Annotated in this window: 17 protein-coding genes; 10 read left to right on the forward strand and 7 right to left on the reverse strand. The window is 72.1% G+C overall.

Going from position 1 to position 20,252, the window contains the following annotated elements; genetic code table 11:
• Positions 1 to 46: 46 nt before the first annotated feature.
• The 5 genes from LRP67_RS05870 to LRP67_RS05890 all read left to right on the forward strand — a co-directional run bounded on the left by LRP67_RS05870 (position 47) and on the right by LRP67_RS05890 (position 6,667).
• Positions 47 to 628, forward strand: coding sequence for a TetR/AcrR family transcriptional regulator (locus LRP67_RS05870; protein ID WP_231269256.1), 582 nt, complete (start codon positions 47 to 49; stop codon positions 626 to 628).
• Positions 628 to 2,361, forward strand: a complete 1,734-nt coding sequence (locus LRP67_RS05875; protein WP_231269257.1) for an ABC transporter ATP-binding protein — start codon at positions 628 to 630, stop codon at positions 2,359 to 2,361. Before LRP67_RS05870 ends, LRP67_RS05875 begins: the two co-directional genes overlap by 1 nt.
• Positions 2,358 to 4,226, forward strand: a complete 1,869-nt coding sequence (locus LRP67_RS05880) for an ABC transporter ATP-binding protein (RefSeq protein WP_374107396.1) — start codon at positions 2,358 to 2,360, stop codon at positions 4,224 to 4,226. Before LRP67_RS05875 ends, LRP67_RS05880 begins: the two co-directional genes overlap by 4 nt.
• Positions 4,227 to 4,661: 435 nt before the next feature.
• Positions 4,662 to 6,185, forward strand: a complete 1,524-nt coding sequence (locus LRP67_RS05885) for an MDR family MFS transporter (protein ID WP_231269258.1) — start codon at positions 4,662 to 4,664, stop codon at positions 6,183 to 6,185.
• The gene (locus LRP67_RS05890) at positions 6,182 to 6,667 is read left to right on the forward strand and encodes a MarR family winged helix-turn-helix transcriptional regulator (RefSeq protein WP_231269259.1); all 486 of its coding nucleotides are present in this window, start codon (positions 6,182 to 6,184) and stop codon (positions 6,665 to 6,667) included. Before LRP67_RS05885 ends, LRP67_RS05890 begins: the two co-directional genes overlap by 4 nt.
• A 53-nt stretch (positions 6,668 to 6,720) precedes the next feature.
• On the opposite strand, the gene LRP67_RS05895 is transcribed toward LRP67_RS05890, so the two are convergent.
• Genes LRP67_RS05895 through LRP67_RS05905 form a run of 3 tightly spaced genes read right to left on the reverse strand, consistent with a single transcriptional unit; the run spans position 6,721 to position 10,378 of the window.
• On the reverse strand, positions 6,721 to 8,286 hold the full coding sequence (locus LRP67_RS05895) for a glycoside hydrolase family 13 protein (RefSeq protein WP_231269260.1): 1,566 nt from the start codon (positions 8,284 to 8,286) through the stop codon (positions 6,721 to 6,723).
• The gene (locus tag LRP67_RS05900) at positions 8,283 to 9,059 is read right to left on the reverse strand and encodes a hypothetical protein (RefSeq protein WP_231269261.1); all 777 of its coding nucleotides are present in this window, start codon (positions 9,057 to 9,059) and stop codon (positions 8,283 to 8,285) included. The genes LRP67_RS05895 and LRP67_RS05900 overlap by 4 nt, the downstream gene beginning before the upstream one ends.
• The gene (locus tag LRP67_RS05905; RefSeq protein WP_231269262.1) at positions 9,056 to 10,378 is read right to left on the reverse strand and encodes a deoxyribodipyrimidine photo-lyase; all 1,323 of its coding nucleotides are present in this window, start codon (positions 10,376 to 10,378) and stop codon (positions 9,056 to 9,058) included. The genes LRP67_RS05900 and LRP67_RS05905 overlap by 4 nt, the downstream gene beginning before the upstream one ends.
• A 47-nt stretch (positions 10,379 to 10,425) precedes the next feature.
• Between LRP67_RS05905 and LRP67_RS05910 the strand changes: the two genes are divergently transcribed.
• The gene (locus LRP67_RS05910; RefSeq protein ID WP_231269263.1) at positions 10,426 to 11,112 is read left to right on the forward strand and encodes a metal-dependent transcriptional regulator; all 687 of its coding nucleotides are present in this window, start codon (positions 10,426 to 10,428) and stop codon (positions 11,110 to 11,112) included.
• 30 nt (positions 11,113 to 11,142) lie between these two features.
• On the opposite strand, the gene LRP67_RS05915 is transcribed toward LRP67_RS05910, so the two are convergent.
• The 4 genes from LRP67_RS05915 to LRP67_RS05930 all read right to left on the reverse strand — a co-directional run bounded on the left by LRP67_RS05915 (position 11,143) and on the right by LRP67_RS05930 (position 14,850).
• Positions 11,143 to 11,964, reverse strand: a complete 822-nt coding sequence (locus LRP67_RS05915; protein WP_231269264.1) for a Sir2 family NAD-dependent protein deacetylase — start codon at positions 11,962 to 11,964, stop codon at positions 11,143 to 11,145.
• 7 nt (positions 11,965 to 11,971) lie between these two features.
• On the reverse strand, positions 11,972 to 12,241 hold the full coding sequence (locus LRP67_RS05920) for a DUF2277 domain-containing protein (protein ID WP_231269265.1): 270 nt from the start codon (positions 12,239 to 12,241) through the stop codon (positions 11,972 to 11,974).
• Positions 12,242 to 12,331: 90 nt separating this feature from the next.
• Entirely contained in the window at positions 12,332 to 14,329 is a 1,998-nt protein-coding gene (locus LRP67_RS05925) for a beta-propeller domain-containing protein (RefSeq protein WP_231269266.1), read from the reverse strand.
• Positions 14,326 to 14,850 carry a SigE family RNA polymerase sigma factor gene (locus LRP67_RS05930; RefSeq protein ID WP_231269267.1) on the reverse strand — a complete coding sequence of 175 codons (525 nt, stop codon included), beginning with the start codon at positions 14,848 to 14,850 and terminating at the stop codon, positions 14,326 to 14,328. The genes LRP67_RS05925 and LRP67_RS05930 overlap by 4 nt, the downstream gene beginning before the upstream one ends.
• Positions 14,851 to 14,958: 108 nt before the next feature.
• Here LRP67_RS05930 and LRP67_RS05935 point away from each other — a divergent pair, with 108 nt between their 5' ends.
• From LRP67_RS05935 to LRP67_RS05950, 4 genes are all read left to right on the forward strand, one after another.
• Positions 14,959 to 16,149: a trans-acting enoyl reductase family protein gene (locus LRP67_RS05935; protein WP_231269268.1), complete on the forward strand. Its 1,191-nt coding sequence runs from the start codon at positions 14,959 to 14,961 to the stop codon at positions 16,147 to 16,149.
• Positions 16,150 to 16,262: 113 nt separating this feature from the next.
• The gene (locus tag LRP67_RS05940; protein WP_231269269.1) at positions 16,263 to 17,651 is read left to right on the forward strand and encodes a serine hydrolase; all 1,389 of its coding nucleotides are present in this window, start codon (positions 16,263 to 16,265) and stop codon (positions 17,649 to 17,651) included.
• Between the two features lie 50 nt (positions 17,652 to 17,701).
• Positions 17,702 to 19,249 carry an ABC transporter substrate-binding protein gene (locus LRP67_RS05945; protein ID WP_231269270.1) on the forward strand — a complete coding sequence of 516 codons (1,548 nt, stop codon included), beginning with the start codon at positions 17,702 to 17,704 and terminating at the stop codon, positions 19,247 to 19,249.
• A gap of 3 nt (positions 19,250 to 19,252) precedes the next feature.
• Positions 19,253 to 20,251, forward strand: a complete 999-nt coding sequence (locus LRP67_RS05950) for an ABC transporter permease (RefSeq protein ID WP_231269271.1) — start codon at positions 19,253 to 19,255, stop codon at positions 20,249 to 20,251.
• The last annotated feature ends 1 nt before the right edge of the window (position 20,252 follow it).

The raw sequence follows: 20,252 nt of genomic DNA on the forward strand, positions 1-20,252 counted from the left end.
CAGAACCCCGTTGTGAGTGAGCGCTCACTCAGTTACAGTCGCACCCATGCCACCCCGTGCCCGGCCGATGGCGGCCGACGAGCGTCGCACCGAGCTGACCGACGTGACGTTGCGCCTGCTGCGCGTCCACGGTCGCGCGGTCACGACCCGCCAGATCGCAGAGGCGGCGGGGGTCGCTGAGGGGACGATCTTCCGGGTCTTCGACTCCAAGGAGGAGCTCGTCGACGCGGCGCTCGCGCGGGCCTTCGAGCCGGGCGACCTCGTGGCGCGCATCGAGGGCATCGACCGGGACCAGCCGCTGAGCGCGCGGCTGCTCGACCTGGTCAGCGTGCTGCAGCAGCGCTTCCGCGCCACCTTCGACCTGATGCTCAAGGTCGAGCTGGTCGGGCCGCCGGGCCACGTGCACGACTCCGAGGAGGCCGAGGAGCGGCGAGCCCGCCTCACGCTGCTGCTCACCGACCTGGTTGGCGAGGACGGCGACCAGCTCGCCGTGCCCGTCGACCACTTCCTGCACATCCTGCGCCTGCTGACCTTCGCGGGCAGCCACCCGAAGGTCACCGAGGGCCGGCTGCTCACCCCCGAGCAGATCGTCGAGACCGTGCTGCTCGGCCTCGGGAGGAGGGACTGATGCTGCTCCAGCTGATGCGCACCTACCTGCGCCCCTACCGCGCCTCGCTGTCGGTGATCGTCGTCCTGCAGCTCGTCTCCACGGTCGCGCTGCTCTACCTGCCGAGCCTCAACGCCGACATCATCGACGACGGCGTGGCGGTCGGCGACACCGACTACATCGTCCGCGTGGGCGCCGTGATGCTCGCCGTCTCGCTGGTGCAGGTCGCGTGCTCGGTCGTGGCCGTCTGGTTCTCGGCGCGTACGGCGATGGCGTTCGGCCGCGATCTGCGCGCGGCCGTCTTCCACCGGGTCGGCTCGTTCTCCGGGCGCGAGCTCGCGCAGTTCGGCGCCCCGTCGTTGATCACCCGCAACACCAACGACGTGCAGCAGGTGCAGATGCTGACGCTGATGACCTGCACGATGGCGGTCTCGGTGCCGATCATGATGGTCGGCGGCATCCTGATGGCGATGCGCGAGGACCTGGGGCTGTCCTGGCTGCTGGCGGTCGTGGTGCCCGCGCTGTTCGTGTGCGTGGGCCTCGTCGTGTCCCGCATGGTGCCGAGCTTCCGGCTGGTGCAGGAGCGCATCGACGGCGTCAACCGCGTGCTGCGCGAGCAGATCACCGGCATCCGGGTCGTCCGCGCGTTCGTCCGGGAGCCGCACGAGACCCGCCGGTTCGCGCGTGCCAACGACGACCTCACCGAGGTGTCGGTTCGGGCCGGCCGGTGGATGGCCACCATGTTCCCGCTCGTGATGCTCGTCGTGAACGTCTCCAGCGTCGCGGTGATCTGGTTCGGCGGCCACCGCGTCGACCAGGGGCAGATGGAGGTCGGGGCCCTGACCGCCTTCCTGAGCTACCTGATGCAGATCCTGATGTCGGTGATGATGGGCACGTTCATGCTGATGATGGTGCCGCGCTCGGCCGTCTGTGCCGACCGGATCGCCGAGGTGCTGGCCACCGACTCGTCCGTGGTCCCGCCAGCGCATCCGGTGCACGAGGTGACGGGACGCGGCGTGCTGGAGCTCGACGGCGTGGGTTTCACCTATCCCGGCGCCGAGCAGCCGGTGCTGAACGACGTGAGCTTCCAGGCCCGCGCGGGGCAGACGGTCGCCGTCATCGGGTCGACCGGCGCGGGCAAGTCCACCCTGCTCAACCTGGTGCCGCGGCTGTTCGACGCGACGGCAGGCGAGGTGCGCGTCGACGGCGTGGACGTCCGCGATCTCGACCCCACCATGCTGTGGTCCAAGATCGGCCTGGTGCCGCAGCGGGCGTTCCTCTTCACCGGCACGGTGGCCTCCAACCTGCGCCACGGCAAGCCGGACGCCACCGACGAGGAGCTCTGGCGTGCCCTGGAGATCGCGCAGGCGCGCGACTTCGTCGAGGCGATGCCGGAGGGCCTGGACGCGCCGATCGCCCAGGGCGGCACCAACGTCTCCGGCGGCCAGCGCCAGCGCCTGGCCATCGCCCGCGCGCTCGTACGCCGTCCCGAGATCTACCTCTTCGACGACGCGTTCTCCGCGCTCGACCTCGCGACCGACGCCCGCCTGCGCGCGGCGCTGCGCCCGGAGACCCGCGACGCCACGGTGGTCCTGGTCGCGCAGCGCGTCTCCTCGATCCGCGACGCCGACCTGATCCTCGTGCTCGAGGACGGCCACGTCGTCGGGCGCGGCACCCACGAAGAGCTGCTCGCCGGCAATCCGACGTACCAGGAGATCGTCACCTCCCAGCTGAGCGCGGAGGAGGCGGCATGAGCGCCCCGACGCGCGACACCGCGGGCACGATGAAGGAGACCGAGCGCATCCAGCCGGCCGGTGGCCCCGGCCACGGTCCGATGGCCGGCGGCATGGTCGGACAGAAGGCGATGAGCTTCGGCCCCTCGGCCCGCCGCATGCTGCGCCGCATGGCGCCGCGGCGCCGCCAGGCCTACGCCGTGGTCGCGCTGGCCGTCGTGAGCGTCGCTCTGATGTCGCTGGGTCCGAGGATCCTCGGCGAAGCCACGGACCTGATCTTCGACGGCTACCTCGCCCAGGAGCCGATCGACTTCGACGCGGTGCGCGACGTGCTGCTTGGCGTGCTCGCGATCTACATCGGCGCGTCGGTCCTGTCCTGGCTGCAGGGATACCTGCTCAACGACGTCGTGCAGGGCACGGTCCGCGACATGCGTGCCGACGTCGAGGACAAGGTCAACGCGCTGCCGCTTCAGTACTTCGACCGGCAGCCGCGCGGTGAGCTGCTCAGCCGCGTCACCAACGACATCGACAACGTCAGCCAGACGCTGCAGCAGACGATGAGCCAGCTGCTCACCTCGCTCCTGACCGTGGTGGCGGTGCTGTCGATGATGTTCTGGATCTCGCCGGTGCTGGCCCTCATCGCGCTGGTCTCGGTGCCGGTGTCGATGTATGCCACCACCCGGATCATGAAGCGCTCGCAGGGCCAGTTCGTCGCCCAGTGGCGGCGCACCGGCCGCCTCAACGCCCACATCGAGGAGACCTTCTCGGGTCACGCCCTCGTGACGGTGTTCGGCCGGCGCCCGGAGGTGGAGCGGACCTTCGAGGTCGAGAACGACGAGCTGTACGAGGCGTCGTTCAAGGCGCAGTTCGTGAGCGGGCTGATCATGCCGCTGATGATGTTCATCGGGAACCTCAACTACGTCGTCATCGCCGTCGTCGGCGGCCTGCGCGTGGCCAACGGGACGCTGTCGCTGGGGGAGGTGCAGGCCTTCATCCAGTACACGCGGCAGTTCACCCAGCCGCTGACCACGGTGGCCTCGATGATGAACCTGCTGCAGTCCGGCGTCGCGTCTGCCGAGCGGGTCTTCGAGTTGCTGGACGCCGAGGAGCAGGTGCCGGACGTGGCGGGGGAGCCGCTCCTCGACGGTCGCGGTCAGGTCGCCTTCGAGGACGTCTCGTTCTCCTATGACCCGGCCGAGCCGCTCATCTCGGGGCTCTCGCTCGTCGCCCGGCCGGGGCAGACGGTCGCGATCGTGGGGCCGACCGGTGCCGGCAAGACCACGCTGGTCAACCTGGTCATGCGCTTCTACGAGCTCGACGCCGGACGGATCACCCTCGACGGCGTGGACATCACCGCGATGCCGCGCGCCACGCTGCGCGGCGGCATCGGGATGGTGCTGCAGGACGCCTGGCTCTTCGAGGGCACCATCCGCGACAACATCGCCTACGGTCGCCCGGGGGCGAGCGAGGATGAGATCCTCGAGGCGGCCCGGGCGACGTTCGTGGACCGCTTCGTCCACTCGCTGCCCGACGGCTACGACACGATGATCGACGAGGACGGCGGCAACCTCTCGGCCGGCGAGCGGCAGCTGGTGACGATCGCCCGCGCCTTCCTCTCCGACCCGGCGCTGCTGATCCTCGACGAGGCGACCTCCTCGGTAGACACCCGCACGGAGCTGCTCCTGCAGCACGCGATGGCCGCGCTGCGCAGTGACCGGACGTCGTTCGTGATCGCGCACCGCCTCTCCACGATCCGCGACGCCGACCTGATCCTGGTCATGGAGGCGGGGCGGATCGTCGAGCAGGGCACCCACGACGAGCTCCTCGCGGCCGGCGGCGCCTACAGCCGGCTCTACCGCTCCCAGTTCGCCGCGGCGCTCGCGTGAGGGGGGCGGCCCGCCTGCGGTTGATATCCCCTTGAGCGGCGGGCCGCGGCGACCTACGGTGGACGTACACGGGAAAGGAGGTGGTCCGAAGAATGAGTTCTTTGAGGACGCGTGAGGTGGCTGCCCGCTAGCAGCCCAGCATCATGCCGGGTGGAAGTGCCCGGCAGGCTGCTGACGAATTCCTAGCAGCTACCCGACCCGCAGGCGATCCGGGATCACGTCCCCCGGAGCGGCCTTCTCCGGAAGGCCACGCCTGCGGGTCGCTGCATTTCCGCAAGCCCCCGGCGTGGGGCTGGACACAGTGGATGCCGGGGACGACGAGCAGGGGATATAGTTGATCTTGGCAACCTTCTAGCACGCATGAATCGAGCTTCTGTGTCACAGGCAGTCCCCCCGTCCGCCCCGTCCATCCCGTCGGGGCAGGCCCCCGTCCAGATGACCCACCGCGAGATCCTGGAGGCCCTGAGCGGCCTGCTGCTCGCGATGTTCGTCGCCATGATGTCGAGCACGGTCGTGTCCAACGCACTGCCCGTGATCGTCACCGACCTCGAGGGCAGCCAGACCGGCTACACCTGGGTGGTCGTCGCGACCCTGCTGACGATGACGGCCACCACCCCCCTGTGGGGCAAGCTCGCCGACCTGTTCAGCAAGAAGCTGCTCGTCCAGACGGCGCTGGTCATCTACTCGGCCGGCTCGCTGGTCGCCGCGTTCGCACCCACCATGGGCGTCCTGATCGGCGCCCGTGCCCTGCAGGGCCTCGGCGTGGGCGGCCTGACCGCGCTCGTGCAGGTCGTCATCGCCACCATGGTCAGCCCTCGCGAGCGCAGCCGCTACTCCGGCTACATCGGCGCGGTCTTCGCGATCGCCACGGTCAGCGGCCCGCTCATCGGCGGCCTGATCGTGGGCAGCCCGCTCGGCTGGCGCGGCTGCTTCTTCGTGGGGCTGCCCATCGCCGCGCTGGCCTTCGTCGTCCTCCAGCGGACCCTGCACCTGCCCGTCGTACGGCGCAAGGTGCACGTGGACTACCTCGGCGCGACCCTCATCATGGGCGGCGTGAGCGTCCTGCTCGTCTGGGTCTCCCTGGCCGGCCAGCAGTTCGACTGGGCCTCCCGCACGACCGCGCTGATGCTTACCGGCGGCATCGCCGTCATCGCCCTCGCGGTGTACGTCGAGTGGCGCGTCGCCGCCGACCCGATCATCCCGCTGCGCCTGTTCCGCGACCGGACGACCGCCCTGGCCACGCTCGCGTCGGTCATGGTCGGCGTGGCGATGTTCGGCTCGACGGTCTACCTCAGCCAGTACTTCCAGCTCGCCCGCGGCATGTCGCCCACCGAGGCCGGCCTGATGTCGATCGCGATGGTCGGCGGCCTCCTGGTCTCCTCGATCGTCACCGGCCGGATGATCACCACCACCGGCCTGTGGAAGCGCTGGCTCGTGGGCGGGATGGTCCTGGTCATCCTCGGGCTGTTCCTGCTCGGCACGATCGACGAGAAGACCCACCTCGCCGTCGTGGGCGGCTACATGGCGCTGGTCGGCCTGGGCCTGGGTGCGACCATGCAGAACCTCGTGCTCTCGGTGCAGAACAACACCCGCATCGAGGACATGGGCGCCGCCAGCTCGGTCGTCGCGTTCTTCCGCTCGCTCGGTGGCTCGATCGGCGTCTCCGCGCTGGGCGCGATCCTGGCCACGCAGGTCGCCGACAGCGTCAAGGACGGGTTGGCCAAGATGCACATCCGGCCCGACTCGCACTCGAGCGGCGCCATCCCCGATCTGGACACGCTGCCGGCGCCGATCCGCGCGCTGTACGAGGCGTCGTTCGGTGAGGCCGTGGGTCACCTGTTCCTGGTCGCCACGCCGTTCGCGGTCGCCGCGCTGATCTGCGTGCTCTTCATCAAGGAGGTGCCGCTGCGCACCTCCAACTTCGTGGCCGCCGAGGCCGAAGAGCCGGCCGCCCGATGACCAGAGTCGAGCTGCTGCGCCACCTCGAGCAGGAGGTGGGCGTGATGATGCGTCGCGTCAAGCGGGTCGTCGCCGTCAGGGCCGAGCTCGTGCACGAGGACCTGCAGCCGGCGGCGTACCTGATGCTGAGCTACGTCGCCGAGCACGGCCCCCTGCGGGCCTCCTCGATGGCGGAGATCTTCTCCACGGACAAGGGCGCGATCAGCCGTCAGGTGCAGCACCTGGTGGACCTCGGGCTCGTGGTCCGGGTGCCCGACCCCGATGACCGCCGGGCGTGGCTGGTCTCGGCCACGGACGAGGCGGCGGCGCGCCTCGACGAGGTGGCGCGCCACCGCCGCCAGTGGCTCGACGAGCGGCTCGGCGACTGGACCGACGAACGCCTGGAGGACTTCACCAGGCTGCTCATGGACTACAACGAGGTGCTCGGCCGGTCGCCGACCGGCCGGGGGCCCGATCGACGAGGCCTGACCAGCCGGACGTGACCCAACCCGGGTCGTGACCAAGTTCATGTTCACCCGGTCGGGCCGCGACGGTGTCAGCTCGTCCTGACCCAGATCGCGGTGTCGGGAGGCAGCCCGCCGTCGGCCGGCCCGGTGGCCAGCAGTGTCTCGCCTGCGGGCAGCGGCGCGGCGTGCGAGCCGCAGTTGACTGCCAGTGTCACCCGCCCCCGGCGCACGGTGAGGACGTCGTCGAGCACGGTGAGGGTGATGTCGTCGCCGGCGTCGCGCAGCCACTCCCGCCGTAGCGCCAGAGCCCGCCGGTAGAACGCGAGCGTGGATTCCGGGTCGGCCTCCTGTGCCGCCACCGTCAGCGGCGCCCAGTCGTCGGGCTGAGGGATCCAGGGCTGGCCCTCGCCGGGCCCGAAGCCGTACGGCGGTCGGTCGCCCGACCAGGGGATCGGCACCCGGCAACTGTCCCGCCCCGGCTGGCCGGTGCGGAACCAGGACGGGTCCTGGCGGTACTCCGGCGCCACCTCGACGTCCTCCAGGCCGAGCTCCTCGCCCTGGTAGAGGTAGGCGGAGCCGGGCAGGGTCAGCGAGAGCAGGGTCGCCGCGCGGGCCCGCGCCCGGCCGATCGCTCCGCCGCCGTAGCGGGTCGCGTGGCGCTGGACGTCGTGGTTGCTCAGCACCCACGTGGGCGTGCCGCCGACCGCCTCCATGGCCGGGAGGGTGCGCTCGATCACCTCCGCGAAGGCGGTGGCCGACCACGGCGCCAGCACCCAGTCGAAGTTGAACGCCTGATGCAGCTCGTCGCCGCGCACGTAGGCGGCGTTGGCCTCCACGGTGCTGGTCCAGGCCTCCGCGACGGCCATCCGGTCGCCGGCGTACTCGGCGAGGATGCGGTGCCACTGGCGGTAGACCTCGTGGACCTCGGGCTGGTCCCACATCGGGGCGTCCTCAGCGAGGCCGCCGACCTCGAAGTGGTCGAGCTCGGTGCGCTGCCCGCGCTGGTCGCGCAGGCCCTCCTCCTTGAGCAGGCCGTGCGCCACGTCGACGCGGAAGCCGTCGACGTCGCGCTCCAGCCAGAAGCGCAGCACGTCCGCGAACATCGCCGCGACCTCGGGGTTGCGCCAGTCGAGATCGGGCTGGGTGCTGTCGAAGAGGTGGAGGTGCCACTGGTCGGTGTCCCCCACCCGCGTCCAGGCCGGGCCGCCGAAGACGGAGAGCCAGTTGTTGGGCGGCTCGCCTGCGTCCGCGCCGCGTCCGGTGCGGAAGAGGTAGCGGGCCCGCTCCGGGCTCCCGGGCTCGGCGGCCAGCGCGGCCTGGAACCAGGCATGCTCGTGCGAGGTGTGGTTGGGCACCAGGTCCACGATGACCTTCAGCCCGAGCTCGTGCGCGCGGCTCACCAGCGCGTCCGCGTCGGCCAACGTCCCGAACAGCGGGTCGACGTCGGTGTAGTCGGCGACGTCGTAGCCGTGGTCGTGCTGGGGGGAGCGGTAGAACGGCGTCACCCACACCGCGTCGACGCCGAGGTCGCGCAGGTACGGCAGCCGCGAGGTGATGCCGGGCAGGTCGCCGACGCCGTCGCCGTCGGAGTCGGCGAAGCTGCGCACGTAGACCTGGTAGACGACCGCCTGGCGCCACCACTCGCGCCCGCTCACGCGAACGCCGCCGGCTCGATGGTGATCCACACGTGCTCGGCGCACGCCACGACCCGCCCGTCGGCGTCGTACAGCGTCGAGGCCGTGAACGTCTTGCGGCCCTCCTGGCCGCGTGCGGCTCCGACCACCACGTGCTCCTCGTCGATCGCCGGCAGGGCGTCCACCCTCGCCGTCATGGTCCCGAGCACCATCGGTCGGTCGGCCATGTCGGCGGCCCAGGCGCCGACGCAGTCGAGCGCCGCCCAGGTGACGGGCAGCGACGCGTGCGGCACGTCGTCGCGGTACTCGTGCCAGTCCTCCGCGTGGCTCGGGTGCGGCCTCCAGGTCCCGGCCGCGCGGGCCTGGCCGTCCTCCGGCGTCACCTCGCCGGGGAAGATCCGCAGCCCGTCGCCCTCCTCGCGCTCGGTGCCGCAGGCGAAGCAGGTCGGGAACGGGTGCGAGCGCAGGCCGGGGTACGTCGCCTCGGCGCCCCGCGCCTCGTCGGCGGGCACCGGTCCCACCGGCTCGAGGTCGCGCTCGGCCCGCCGGGCCTGCGCGACCGGGCGGCCGTCGTACGTCGCGACGCGGGCGCCGCCGTCGTCGGTCAGCGGCAGCGCGACGTCCAACGGAGGCGGCTGGCGCAGCGCCACGGTGACCGCGGGCCAGGCGTGACCTCGGCCCGCGTCGAGCGGGATCGTCGCCGCCAGGGCGCCGGCGGTCCAGCCGCCGTTGCCGGACGAGGGCGGGCCGCAGAAGCGTCGGGGCACGATCAGCCGGTCGTTCGACGGGTTCATCGGATCTCCTCCCAGCGGGCGATGGCCTCGCGGCGCTCCTGCGCATGATCCACGATCGGGTGCGCGTAGCCCACCCGGTCGCGGTCGTCGGGGCCCGGGTCGTGCGGGTCGGCGACGTCGGTCAGCTCGGGTACCCACCGGCGCACGTAGGCACCCTCCGGATCGAAGCGGCGGCCCTGGCTGGTGGGGTTGAAGACCCGGAAGAACGGCGAGGCGTCGGTGCCGCTGCCGGCCACCCACTGCCAGCCGTGCTGGTTCGAGGCCAGGTCGCCGTCGACCAGCCAGCGCATGAAGTGGCGGGCCCCGTGCTGCCACTCGACGTGCAGGTCCTTGACCAGGAAGCTGGCCGTAACCATCCGCGTCCGGTTGTGCATCCAGCCGGTGGCGCGCAGCTGGCGCATCCCCGCGTCGACCACGGGGAAGCCGGTGCGGCCCTCCTGCCAGGCCTCGAGGTGGTCACGGGGGTCGTCGTAGCGCATCCGAGCGAACTCGGGACGCAGGTAGTCGCGGGCCGTGCGCGGCCGGGCGAACAGCACGTCGGCGTAGAACTCCCGCCAGGCCAGCTCCTTGCGGTAGGTCGCCGCGCCCGGGTTGGGCAGCCCCGCCAGGTCGGCCAGCAGCGTGCGGGGGTGGATCTCGCCGTACTTGAGGTGCACCGAGAGCCGGGACGTGCCGTCGACGGCCGGTCGGTCACGGTCGTCGCCGTAGGCGGCGACGACGTCCAGGAAGTCCGCCCAGCGACCGTGCGCCGCGGCCTCGCCCGCCTCCGGCAGGGCGAGACCCTCCGGCAGCCGGATGTCCGGCAGGTCGGTCGTCTCGCGCAGGCTCAGCCAGGCCGGGTCGGTCGGCGCGTCGACGGGCGCGCGCCAGCCGTGCTCGGCCCAGGCCTTCGAGTACGGCGTGAAGACCCGGTAGGGCTCCCCGCTGCCGTTGGTCACCCGCCCCGGCGCGACGGCGTACGGCGAGCCGGTGCGGACGAGCTCGACGCCGGCGTCGGCCAGCGCGCGCTCGACCGCGGCGTCGCGGACGCGACCGTAGGGCCCGAAGTCGGCCGCGACGTGGACCCGCTGGGCCCCGACCTCCCGGGCGGCCTCGACCACACGTCGTACCGGATCGCCGGGCACGACCGCCAGCGGGACGTCGGCGCCCAGGGCGCGCAGGGAGGCGGTCAGGTGGCTGCGACGGGAGGGGCCTGAGGGGCACCAGAGAGCCGGGTCCAGCACGAACAGCGCGAGCACCTCGCCCTCGGCGCACGCCTCCACGAGGGCGGGGTTGTCGCGGGTGCGAAGGTCGCGGCGGAACCACATGACAGCGGGCATCGCGTCCACGATGCCAGGGACATCCACGCATGCGTCAGAATGGGTGGGTGAGCGACCTGATCGACACCACCGAGATGTACCTCCGCACGATCTACGAGCTCGTGGAGGAGGGCATCGTGCCGCTGCGTGCCCGCATCGCGGAGCGGCTGCACCAGAGCGGCCCCACGGTGTCGCAGACGGTAGCCCGGATGGAGCGCGACGGGCTGCTCACCGTGCAGGGCGACCGGCACCTCGAGCTCACCGACGTCGGTCTCCAGCTCGCGACCCGGGTGATGCGCAAGCACCGGCTCGCCGAGCGGCTGCTCACCGACGTCATCGGCCTCGACTGGGAGCTCGTCCACGAGGAGGCGTGCCGCTGGGAGCACGTGATGTCCGAGACCGTGGAGCGCCGCCTGCTCCAGCTCCTCGACCACCCCACCGCCTCGCCGTACGGCAACCCGATCCCCGGCCTCGAGGAGCTCGGCCAGGTCGAGGTCGGCGAGGACTTCATGGACGGCGTCGAGTCGCTCTCCCAGGCCGCCGGTGCCGAGGAGGGACGGGTGCTCGTGCGCCGGATCTCCGAGGAGATGCAGAAGGACGAGGCCCTGATGAGCGCCATGCGCCGCGTCGGTGCCCTGCCCGACAAGACCGTCACCGTCGTCGCCACGGACGAGGGCGTCCTCGTCGGCTCCGGAGGCGAGACCGCCGAGATCGTCCCCGACGCGGCCGATCACATCTTCGTCAAGCGGCTCTGAGGACCGACCCGTCCCCGCCCAGCCCGCCGGTCAGCCCGCCAGCGCCCCCAGGAACTCCGAGCACCCGACGTCCAGCTTGTACGTCGCGTGCTCGTCGCCGCGGGTGCTGCCGCGGTTGACGATCACCACCGGCACGCCGAGCTTCGCGGCCCGGCGGACGAACCGCAGGCCGCTCATCACGGTCAGGCTGGACCCGGCCACGAGCAGGGTGCCGCCCGCGGGCGCCAGCGCCTCGACCGCCGCGTAGCAGCGCTCGACGCGGTGCACCGGGACGTTCTCGCCGAAGAAGACGACGTCCGGCTTCAGCACCCCGCCGCACCCCTCGCACGCCGGCACCACGAAGCCGGCGGTGTCGTCGAGCTCCACGTCGCCGTCGGGCCGGACCTCGGCCGTCGCGTGGCGCTCGGCGAAGCCGGGGTTCAGCGCCGCCATCCGCTCGTGCAGCGCCACCCGCGACGTGGTCGCACGGCAGCCCAGGCACACGACGTCGGCGATCCGCCCGTGCAGCGCGACCAGCCGCCGCGACCCGGCCGCCTCGTGCAGCCCGTCGACGTTCTGGGTGATGAGCAGCTCCGGGTCGAGCCTGGCCAGGGCTCGGTGGCCGTCGTTGGGGGCGGCGTGCCGCATCCGGCCCCAGCCCAGGTGGCTGCGCGCCCAGTAGCGCTGCTGGGCGGCCGGTCCCGACACGAACTCCTGGTAGGTCATCGGGGCCCGCGTCGGCGACCCCGGCCCGCGGTAGTCCGGGATGCCGGAGTCGGTGGAGAGCCCGGCCCCGGTGAGGACGACGACCGGCCCGCCGCCCAGGAGGGTGCAGGCGGCGTCGTACGTCGTGGCGGTCGGAAGTGCCGTCATGAGGCCCTCAGCGGGCGTAGCGCAGCTCGGCGCGCGCCCGCGCCCTCGCCGCCTCGACCTCGCGGTCCTTGGGCGGCGCGGTGGTCACCAGGTCGTCGAGCAGGTGCTGGGTCAGGTGCGCGATCTCCTGCACGGCCCGGTCGAAGACCGCCTGGTTGGCCTGGGACGGCTTGGTCGTCCCCGACACCTTGCGGACGTACTGCAACGCGGCCGCTGTGACCTCGTCGCGCGTGGCCGGCGGTTCGAAGTTGTTGAGCGGGCGGATGTTGCGGCACATGCGGCCGAGTTTACGTCGCCTTCCGCTGACCTGTCAGAAACGTTCTGACGGGTCAGCGGGGAATGGCGTGAGTGGGTGACGGGTCGGTGCTCAGAGGGCGAAGAGCTCGACGTCGTCGCCGGTGACGAGGGCGACGCGGCCCTCGGGGAGGGGGACGAGGCGGATGTCGGCGACGTCCCTGCCGTGATCGACCTCCACCATGCGGTTGGTGATCTCCTCGCCGGTGAAGGAGAGGACCGAGACGTACCCGGTGCGGCCCCGCTCCACGACGGTGAGCGCGACCCGCTCGGCGCCGAGCCAGGTGAACTGGCGGGGGTCCTGGCCGGCCATCGCGGTCGAGCCGCCGGCGTACTTCAGCACGTCGAGGCGTCGCGGCCGCGCCAGGTCGTGGATGTTGAAGAGCGACACCTGCGCACCCCAGCGACCACGCTCGCCCGGGCCCTGGCCCATGCCGACCAGCCAGTGCTTCCCGAGCGGGTGCAGGTACTCGGAGAAGCCGGGGATCTTGAGCTCGCCGCCGAGGCGCGGGGCGGTCTGGTCGGTGAGGTCGACGGCGTAGAGCGGGTCGATCTGACGGTAGGTGACGACGATCGCCAGGGCTCCGAACCACCGCACCGACTGGATCTGCTCGCCGTCGCCGAGGTGGTCGAGGCGGCCGATCTCGACCAGCTCGTCGCCCTGCGCCTGGAGCGTCACGACCGAGTTGAAGTCGCCCGTCTCCTGCGTCGGGCCGACGGCCAGCCGCAGGACACCCTCGTGCTCGTCCATCGACCAGCGGTCGGCGACGGCGCCCTCCACCTCCCCGGACCCGACGTACGACGCCCCGACGCCGTCCAGCGCGAAGTCGAAGACGTGCGTGACGCCGTCGTCCACGGGCACGACCGTCCGCGGACCGTCGATGATCGAGTCGAAGCAGCACCAGCCCCATGGGTCGGCCTGGGTCGCGAGGTACAGGTGGTCGGACGACTCGTAGGCCAGGGGGGCGGAGCCGGCCAGCCCCAGCGTGCGGAGCTCAGTGGCGGAGTCGGCCGCGAAGCCCACCACCGCCATCGTGTCGAGCGCCAGGTCGGCCTCCGGGATCGCGACGTCGCCGCACGCCACGAGCTGCTCGGTGCCGGCATCGCCGGCCACGCGGGGGATCCAGTCGTCGAGGGTGGAGGCCCGCACGACCTCGCGGTTGGCGCGCAGCGCGTCGCGTCGCCGCTCCTTGCTCGTGCCGCCCCGGCGGCGCGGCTCCACGAACGGCAGGTCGGGCAGACCCGCCTGCAGCACCAGTCGCACGTCCTTCCCGTGCTGGCGGGCGGTGACCAGCCCGCTGGTGTAGTCGACGGTCTCGACCACGGCCGGCGTCGCCGGATCCGCGACGTCGACGGTGACCACACGGGTGCGCGCGCCGTCCCGGCCGAGGCGGCCGATCGCCACGACCGTGTCGCCGGCCAGCAGGATCTCGGCGTCGAGCAGGTCGCCCAGGTCCAGCGAGGTCAGCTCGGAGACGTCCGCGCCGCTGACGTCGTACGTCGTCAGCAGGTCGCCCTCGACCCGCACGAGCACCTCGCCGTCGGTCTTGACGTGGTCCGGCTCGTCGACGCCGGCCTCCTGCACGTTGGTGCCGGTGTCGCTGCTGAGGGACTGGTAGGACTTCGCCACCCGCGAGTTGGCCGCCCCCGTAGGGGAGGGTGACGGGAGGCCGTCACGCGCGGTGGCCTGCTCGAGCATCCACGGCCCGCCGTAGCCGTACTCCTGCCACCCGAACGGCCCCACGAGCTTCAGCGCCCGCTCGACGTAGGAGCTCCGCAGCGCCTCGCACGAGGCGGCAGGCTGCAGGTCGCCGTGGAACGCCGCCGGCGTGATCGGCGCCGTGTCGCCCCCCGGTCGCGTGGGCCCGGGGCCGCCGGGCCCGTCCGAGGACGGCTGCCCGACCAGGATCCCGGCGACGAAGGCCGCGGCGATCCCCGCCACGACCGCGCCGCGCACCAGCGGCCGCACGACGCGTCGCCGGGCGGGACGCCGGCCGCCGGCCCGCATGATGTCGGCGACGGGCGCCGGCCCCACGGGCAGGTCGTCCCAGAGGCGTTCCAGGTCGTTCATGGCGCCCTCCTCGGGCTGGGGCCGTCGCTGAGGTCCGCGAGGTGGTGGTCGGCGGCGAGCTGGGCGAGGGCCCGGGAGAGGCGGCTCTTGACGGTGCCGGGCGGCACGCCGAGCGCGTCGGCGGTCTGCTGCTCGGTGAGCTGCGCGAAGTAGCGCAGCACGACGACGTCCCGGTTGACCTTGCTGAGCCCCGCCATGGCCCGGTGGATGGCGTCGGCGGTGTCGACGTCGGCCATGGGGTCGCGCGCCCCGGTGCGGCCCTCGGGCAGCACCTCGGTCGCCTGCTCGCCCCACCACCGGCGCCGCTTGCTGTCGCGCAGGCCGTTGACCAGCATCCGGTAGACGTAGGCGTCGCGGTTGTCGGCGGCGCGCACCTTCGCCCATGCGGAGTAGCAGCGCGCCAGCGTGGTCTGGACGAGGTCCTCGGCCTCGGGCAGCCGGCAGCCGAGGAACACCGCCGACCGCACCAGGGCCGGCCACGCCTCCTCGGCCCAGGAGGCGAACTCGGTGTCGGGATCCATGCGGTCGTGACGTCCTCGTAGGTCGGGGCAGGCGGGGCGGTCAGGGGTACGACGAGGTGGCCACCGGACCCGGTTCCATCCGGAGCCGGACCAGTGCCACGATGGCCCATGCCCTCACCAGAGTCTCGCGAGTACGACGTCGTTGTCTTCGGAGCGACCGGGTTCACCGGCGGCCTCACGGCCGCGTACCTCGCCGAGCACGCACCCGAGGGCCTGCGTTGGGCTCTCGCGGGCCGGAGCCCCGACAAGCTCGAGCAGGTACGGCGCAGGCTGGCCGAGGCCCACCCGGAGCGAGCGGAGCTGGCCGGCCTCGACCTGCTGCCCGCCGACGTCACGGACGCCGCCTCGCTGGCCGACGTCGCGGGCCGCGCCCGCGTCGTGACCAGCACGGTCGGCCCCTATCTGCAGCACGGCGAGCCCCTGGTCGCCGCTTGCGCCGAGGCCGGCACCGACTACGTGGACCTCACCGGCGAGCCGGAGTTCGTCGACCGCATGTACGTGTCCCATCACGCCACCGCCGTGCGCACCGGCGCCCGGCTGGTCCACGCCTGCGGCTTCGACTCGATCCCGCACGACCTGGGCGCGTACTTCACCGTGCAGCAGCTCGCCGCCTCCGGGGCGGTGACCCTGCGGGGGGTGGTGCGCGCCAGCGGGATGTTCTCCGGCGGTACCTTCCACTCCGCGATCAACGCGATGTCGCGACCCCGGCAGTCCAAGGAGGCGTGGGCGGCCCGGCGCCGCATGGAGCCGAAGCCGGCCGACGGGCGGTCCTCACGCGCGGTCGCGGGCAAGCCGCACCGTGACCGGCAGCTCGGCCTCTGGCTGCTGCCGATGCCGACCATCGACCCGTTCGTGGTGGCGCGCTCGGGTGCCGCGCTGCCGGCGTACGGGTCGAGCTTCCGCTACTCCCACTACGCGGGCACCAAGACGCTGCGCTATGCCGCCGGTGGCACGGCCGCCGTCGCCGCGATGGCGCTGTCGGCCCAGGTGCCTGCGCTGCGCAAGCTGCTGCTGGGCCGGGTCGCGCAGGGGGAGGGTCCCGACGAGGCCAAGCGGGCCCGGTCGTGGTTCACGGTCGACTTCGTGGGCGAGGGCGACGGCCGCACCGTGCACACCCGGGTCGCCGGCGGCGACCCAGGCTACGGCGAGACGGCCAAGATGCTCGGCGAGTCGGCCCTGTGCCTGGCCCTCGACGACAACCCCGAGACCGTCGGGCAGGTGACGACGGTCGAGGCGATGGGGGACCACCTGCTGGCGCGGCTGGAGCGCGCGGGCCTCCGTTTCGAGGTCGTCGCCTGAGCTCCCGGCGCTGCGGTGTGGCGGCCGACTTGTCCGCGGCGACGGACCGTCCCCGTGCTCCTTGTGGCGGCGGACCAACACGGGAGGGGGCCTGGCTCCTTAGCGTGATCTGCATGACAGCACTGACGGACGTCGAGACCTGGATCGCCGAGCAGCTCCCGGCCCTCATCGAGAAGTACGACGTCCCCGGTGCCGCGGTGGCCGTCCTGGCCGGCGGCGAGGTGGTCGACCACGCGGCGGGCCTCCTGAGCCGCACCACCGGCGTGGAGGCGACCCCAGACTCGGTCTTCCAGATCGGCTCGGTGACCAAGGTCTGGACCGCGACCCTCGTCATGCAGCTAGTCGACGAGGGCCGGCTCGACCTCGAGCTGCCGATCCGCACCTACCTGCCGGAGTTCCGCATCGCGGACGAGGCGGCGGCGGTCAAGATCACGACCCGCCAGCTGCTCTCGCACACCGCCGGCTTCGAGGGCGACATCTTCACCGACACCGGCCTCGGCGACGACTGCGTCGAGAAGTACCTCGACGTCCTGCACGAGGTGCCCCAGCTCTTCGCCCCCGGTGAGCTCTTCTCCTACAACAACGCCGGCTACTGCGTCCTGGGCCGCCTGGTCGAGGTGCTGCGCCAGAAGCCCTACGACGCCTGCCTGCGCGACCACCTGTTCGCGCCGCTGGGGCTCACCCACGCCGCCACCGGCCCCTACGAGGCGATCCTGTTCCGCGCCGCGGTCGGCCACCTACAGCCCGCGCCCGACGCGCCGTACGAGGCGGCGCCGGTCTGGGCGATGGCCCGCTCGAACAGCCCGGCCGGCTCGATGCTCGCGATGCGCCCGCGCGACCTGGTCACGTTCGCTCGGATGCACCTGGAGGGCGGGGTCGCTGCCGACGGCACGCAGGTGCTCTCGCCCGCGAGCGTCGCGGCGATGCAGGAGGCGCAGGTGGCGCTTCCCGACCTCGGCCTGATGGGCACGCACTGGGGCCTGGGCTGGGAGCTGTTCGAGACGCCGGACGGCGTGCTCGTCGGCCACGACGGCAACACCATCGGCCAGGCGGCGTTCCTGCGCACGGTGCCGGAGCGCGGGGTGGCGATCGCGCTGCTCACCAACGGCGGCGACGCCTTCTCCCTCTACCGCGACCTCTATTCCCACCTGCTCCTCCAGCTCGCCGACGTCACCCTGCCCGCGCTGCCGGCGCCGCCCGCCGAGGCGGAGGCCATCGACGCCTCCCGCTATGTCGGCACCTACTCCGCGGAGGTGTTCGACATCGACATCTCCCAGGAGGACGACGGCCGGATCTGGATGGATCTGAAGCCGAGCGGCATCGCCGAGGAGTTGGGCGAGAAGCCCGAGCGCAAGGAGCTCGTCCACTACGACGGTGACAGCCTCATCCCGGTCGAGGCGGACCGTGGCATGTTCATGCCGCACGCGTTTCTCGGTGACGACGGCGCGGGTCACGCGCTGTATCTCCACGTCGGCCGCGCGGTACGCCGCGCCGGTGCCTGACCCGTCCACCCACTCCGCAACCACGCACCACGTCACCAGAGGACCCGCCCATGAAGCTGACCGCCACTGCTCTCGGCCTGTGCGTCACCACTGCAATGCTCGCCGGCTGCGGCGGGGGCGGTGACGACCCCGGCTCGCCGTCCGGAGGAGGCGACGTCGTCGACGGCGGCACGTTCACGATGGCGATCGCCGGCGACCCCGGCAAGCTCGACCCGCACTCGTCGGCCAGCACCCAGCTGTTCACCGTCAACCAGCTCGCCTACGACAACCTGGTCGCGGTCAACGGCGACGGCGAGATCGAGCCGCAGCTCGCATCCGAGTGGACCGTCGACGGCACGACGGTCACGTTCACGCTGAACGACAACATCACCTGCGCCGACGGCAGCGACTTCACCGCGACCACGGTCGTCGACAACGTCGCCTACGTGGGCGACCCGAAGAACAAGAGCCCCTACCTCGGCACCTTCCTGCCGGTGGGCGCCACCGCGAAGGCCGACGACGCCGCGGGCACCGTGACCGTGACTCTCGCGCAGCCCGCGCCGTTCGTCCTCAACGGCTTCGCCAGCCTGCCGATGGTGTGCGAGTCGGGGCTGGCCGACCGCCCGTCGCTGGCCGCGGAGACCGCCGGCACCGGCCCGTACGAGCTCACCGAGGCGGTCCCGGGCGACCACTACACCTACCAGATCCGCGACGGCTACGCGTGGGGACCCGACGGTGCGAGCACCGACGAGAACGGCATGCCGGACACCGTCGTCATGAAGGTCGTCCAGAACGAGGGCACCGCCGCTAACTTGCTGCTCTCCGGCGAGGTCAACGCGGCCACGATCCAGGGGCCGGACGTCAAGCGTCTGGACGGTGCGAACCTCTTCTCCAACAGCACCCCCGCCATGGTGGGGGAGCAGTGGTACAACCACAACGAGGGCCGCGAGACCAGCGACGCCGAGGTGCGGATGGCCCTCACCACGGCCCTCGATCTCGACGAGCTCGCGTCCGTGGCGACCGCCGGCGAGGGCACGCCGGCCACGACCCTGGCCTCCCTGGCGCCCACCTCGTGCCCGGGTGACTCGATCTCCGAGGCACTGCCCGCCCAGGACGTCGACGCGGCCAAGGCCGCCCTCGACGGCAGGGAGGTCACCTTCCTCTACTCCAGCGCCGCCGGCACCGCCGTGTCCGCGGCGGCCGAGCTCGCCGCCCAGCAGTGGGAGGCGGCCGGCGCCAAGGTCACGACCAAGGCACTGGACGAGACGGCCCTCCAGGGCGTCATCTTCGGCACCGGCGACTGGGACATCGCGTGGGTCCCGCTCAACGTGAGCAGCCCCGACCAGCTGGTGCCGTTCCTGTCCGGACCCGGCGTGGCCGAGGGCGGCACGAACTTCGCCGGGATCGACAACCCCGACTACACCGCGGCGGTGCAGGAGGCGACCGCGATGAACGGCGTCGAGGGCTGCGACACCTGGCTCGAGGCCGAGTCCAACCTGGTCGCCGCGGCCGACCTGGTGCCCTTCGCCAACAACCAGGTGAAGACCTTCGGCAACGGCGCCGAGTTCGAGTACCCGGGGCAGCTCGTGCCCACGAGCATCCGGATGCTGGCGAAGTAGCCCATGGCCCAGGCGACCACGCTCGCCCCGTCGACCCCACGGGTGGGCTTGACCACCCACCCGTGGGTGCGGTTCGGGGTACGCCGTCTCGGGCGCCTGCTGGTGTCCCTGTGGGTCCTGGTGACCGCGTCGTTCCTCATGATCCACCTGATCCCGGGCGACCCGGTGCGAGCGGCCCTGGGACCGACGGCGCCGGCCAGCCTGGTCACGGCCAGGCGCGCGGAGATGGGCCTCGACGACCCGCTCCCCGTGCAGTACTGGCACTATCTCCAGCACCTCTTCACCGGTGACCTCGGCACCTCGCTGGTCTCGCAGCTGCCGGTGTCGCAGATCGTGTCCCAGCGGTTGCCGGCGACACTCCAACTCGCGCTTCTGGCTTTCCTGGTCGCGATCGCCGTGGCGGTGCCGATGGGCGTCGTGATGGGCGTCCTGACCCGGCGCGGCCACGGTCGACGCACCGAGCTCGCGTTCACGACCACCAGCGTGATCCTCGGCATCGTCCCGGACTTCCTGATCGGCGTGGGCCTGGTCTACGTCTTCGGCGTCAACCTCGGCTGGCTCCCGGTGGCGGGCAACGGCAGCCCGGACGCCTACGTGCTCCCCGTGCTCTCGCTCGCCATCGGCCCGGCCGCGATCCTGTCGCGGATCGTCCGGGTGGAGATGGTGTCGGTGCTCCAGGCCGACTTCATCCGCACCGCACGCGCCAAGCGGCTGCCGTCGCGCACCGTCTACCTCTCTCACGCCCTGCCCAACGCGCTGACCGCTTCGCTCACCCTGGGTGGGCTGATCCTCAGCGCCATGGTCGCCGGCACGGTGCTGGTCGAGAACGTGTTCGCCTGGCCCGGCCTGGGCAGCACCATCGTCTCCTCGATCCTCAACAAGGACTACCAGGTCGTGCAGGCGGTCGTGATCGTGTACGGCGTCGGCGTGCTCCTCGTGAACACCGCGGTCGACGTGGCCCTGGCCCTGCTCGACCCCCGCTCGACGATCCGGGAGGACTGAC

The sequence above is a fragment of the Nocardioides sp. cx-169 genome, from assembly GCF_021083605.1.
In the GTDB taxonomy this organism is placed as follows: Bacteria; Actinomycetota; Actinomycetes; order Propionibacteriales; family Nocardioidaceae; genus Nocardioides.

Coding starts and splice junctions, on each gene's coding strand:
- LRP67_RS05870 (WP_231269256.1), top strand. CDS start 47: ATGCCACCCCGTGCCCGGCCGATGGCGGCCGACGAGCGTCGCACCGAG.
- LRP67_RS05875 (WP_231269257.1), top strand. CDS start 628: ATGCTGCTCCAGCTGATGCGCACCTACCTGCGCCCCTACCGCGCCTCG.
- LRP67_RS05880 (WP_374107396.1), top strand. CDS start 2,358: ATGAGCGCCCCGACGCGCGACACCGCGGGCACGATGAAGGAGACCGAG.
- LRP67_RS05885 (WP_231269258.1), top strand. CDS start 4,662: ATGACCCACCGCGAGATCCTGGAGGCCCTGAGCGGCCTGCTGCTCGCG.
- LRP67_RS05890 (WP_231269259.1), top strand. CDS start 6,182: ATGACCAGAGTCGAGCTGCTGCGCCACCTCGAGCAGGAGGTGGGCGTG.
- LRP67_RS05900 (WP_231269261.1), bottom strand. CDS start 9,059: ATGAACCCGTCGAACGACCGGCTGATCGTGCCCCGACGCTTCTGCGGC.
- LRP67_RS05905 (WP_231269262.1), bottom strand. CDS start 10,378: ATGCCCGCTGTCATGTGGTTCCGCCGCGACCTTCGCACCCGCGACAAC.
- LRP67_RS05915 (WP_231269264.1), bottom strand. CDS start 11,964: ATGACGGCACTTCCGACCGCCACGACGTACGACGCCGCCTGCACCCTC.
- LRP67_RS05920 (WP_231269265.1), bottom strand. CDS start 12,241: ATGTGCCGCAACATCCGCCCGCTCAACAACTTCGAACCGCCGGCCACG.
- LRP67_RS05925 (WP_231269266.1), bottom strand. CDS start 14,329: ATGAACGACCTGGAACGCCTCTGGGACGACCTGCCCGTGGGGCCGGCG.
- LRP67_RS05930 (WP_231269267.1), bottom strand. CDS start 14,850: ATGGATCCCGACACCGAGTTCGCCTCCTGGGCCGAGGAGGCGTGGCCG.
- LRP67_RS05935 (WP_231269268.1), top strand. CDS start 14,959: ATGCCCTCACCAGAGTCTCGCGAGTACGACGTCGTTGTCTTCGGAGCG.
- LRP67_RS05940 (WP_231269269.1), top strand. CDS start 16,263: ATGACAGCACTGACGGACGTCGAGACCTGGATCGCCGAGCAGCTCCCG.
- LRP67_RS05945 (WP_231269270.1), top strand. CDS start 17,702: ATGAAGCTGACCGCCACTGCTCTCGGCCTGTGCGTCACCACTGCAATG.
- LRP67_RS05950 (WP_231269271.1), top strand. CDS start 19,253: ATGGCCCAGGCGACCACGCTCGCCCCGTCGACCCCACGGGTGGGCTTG.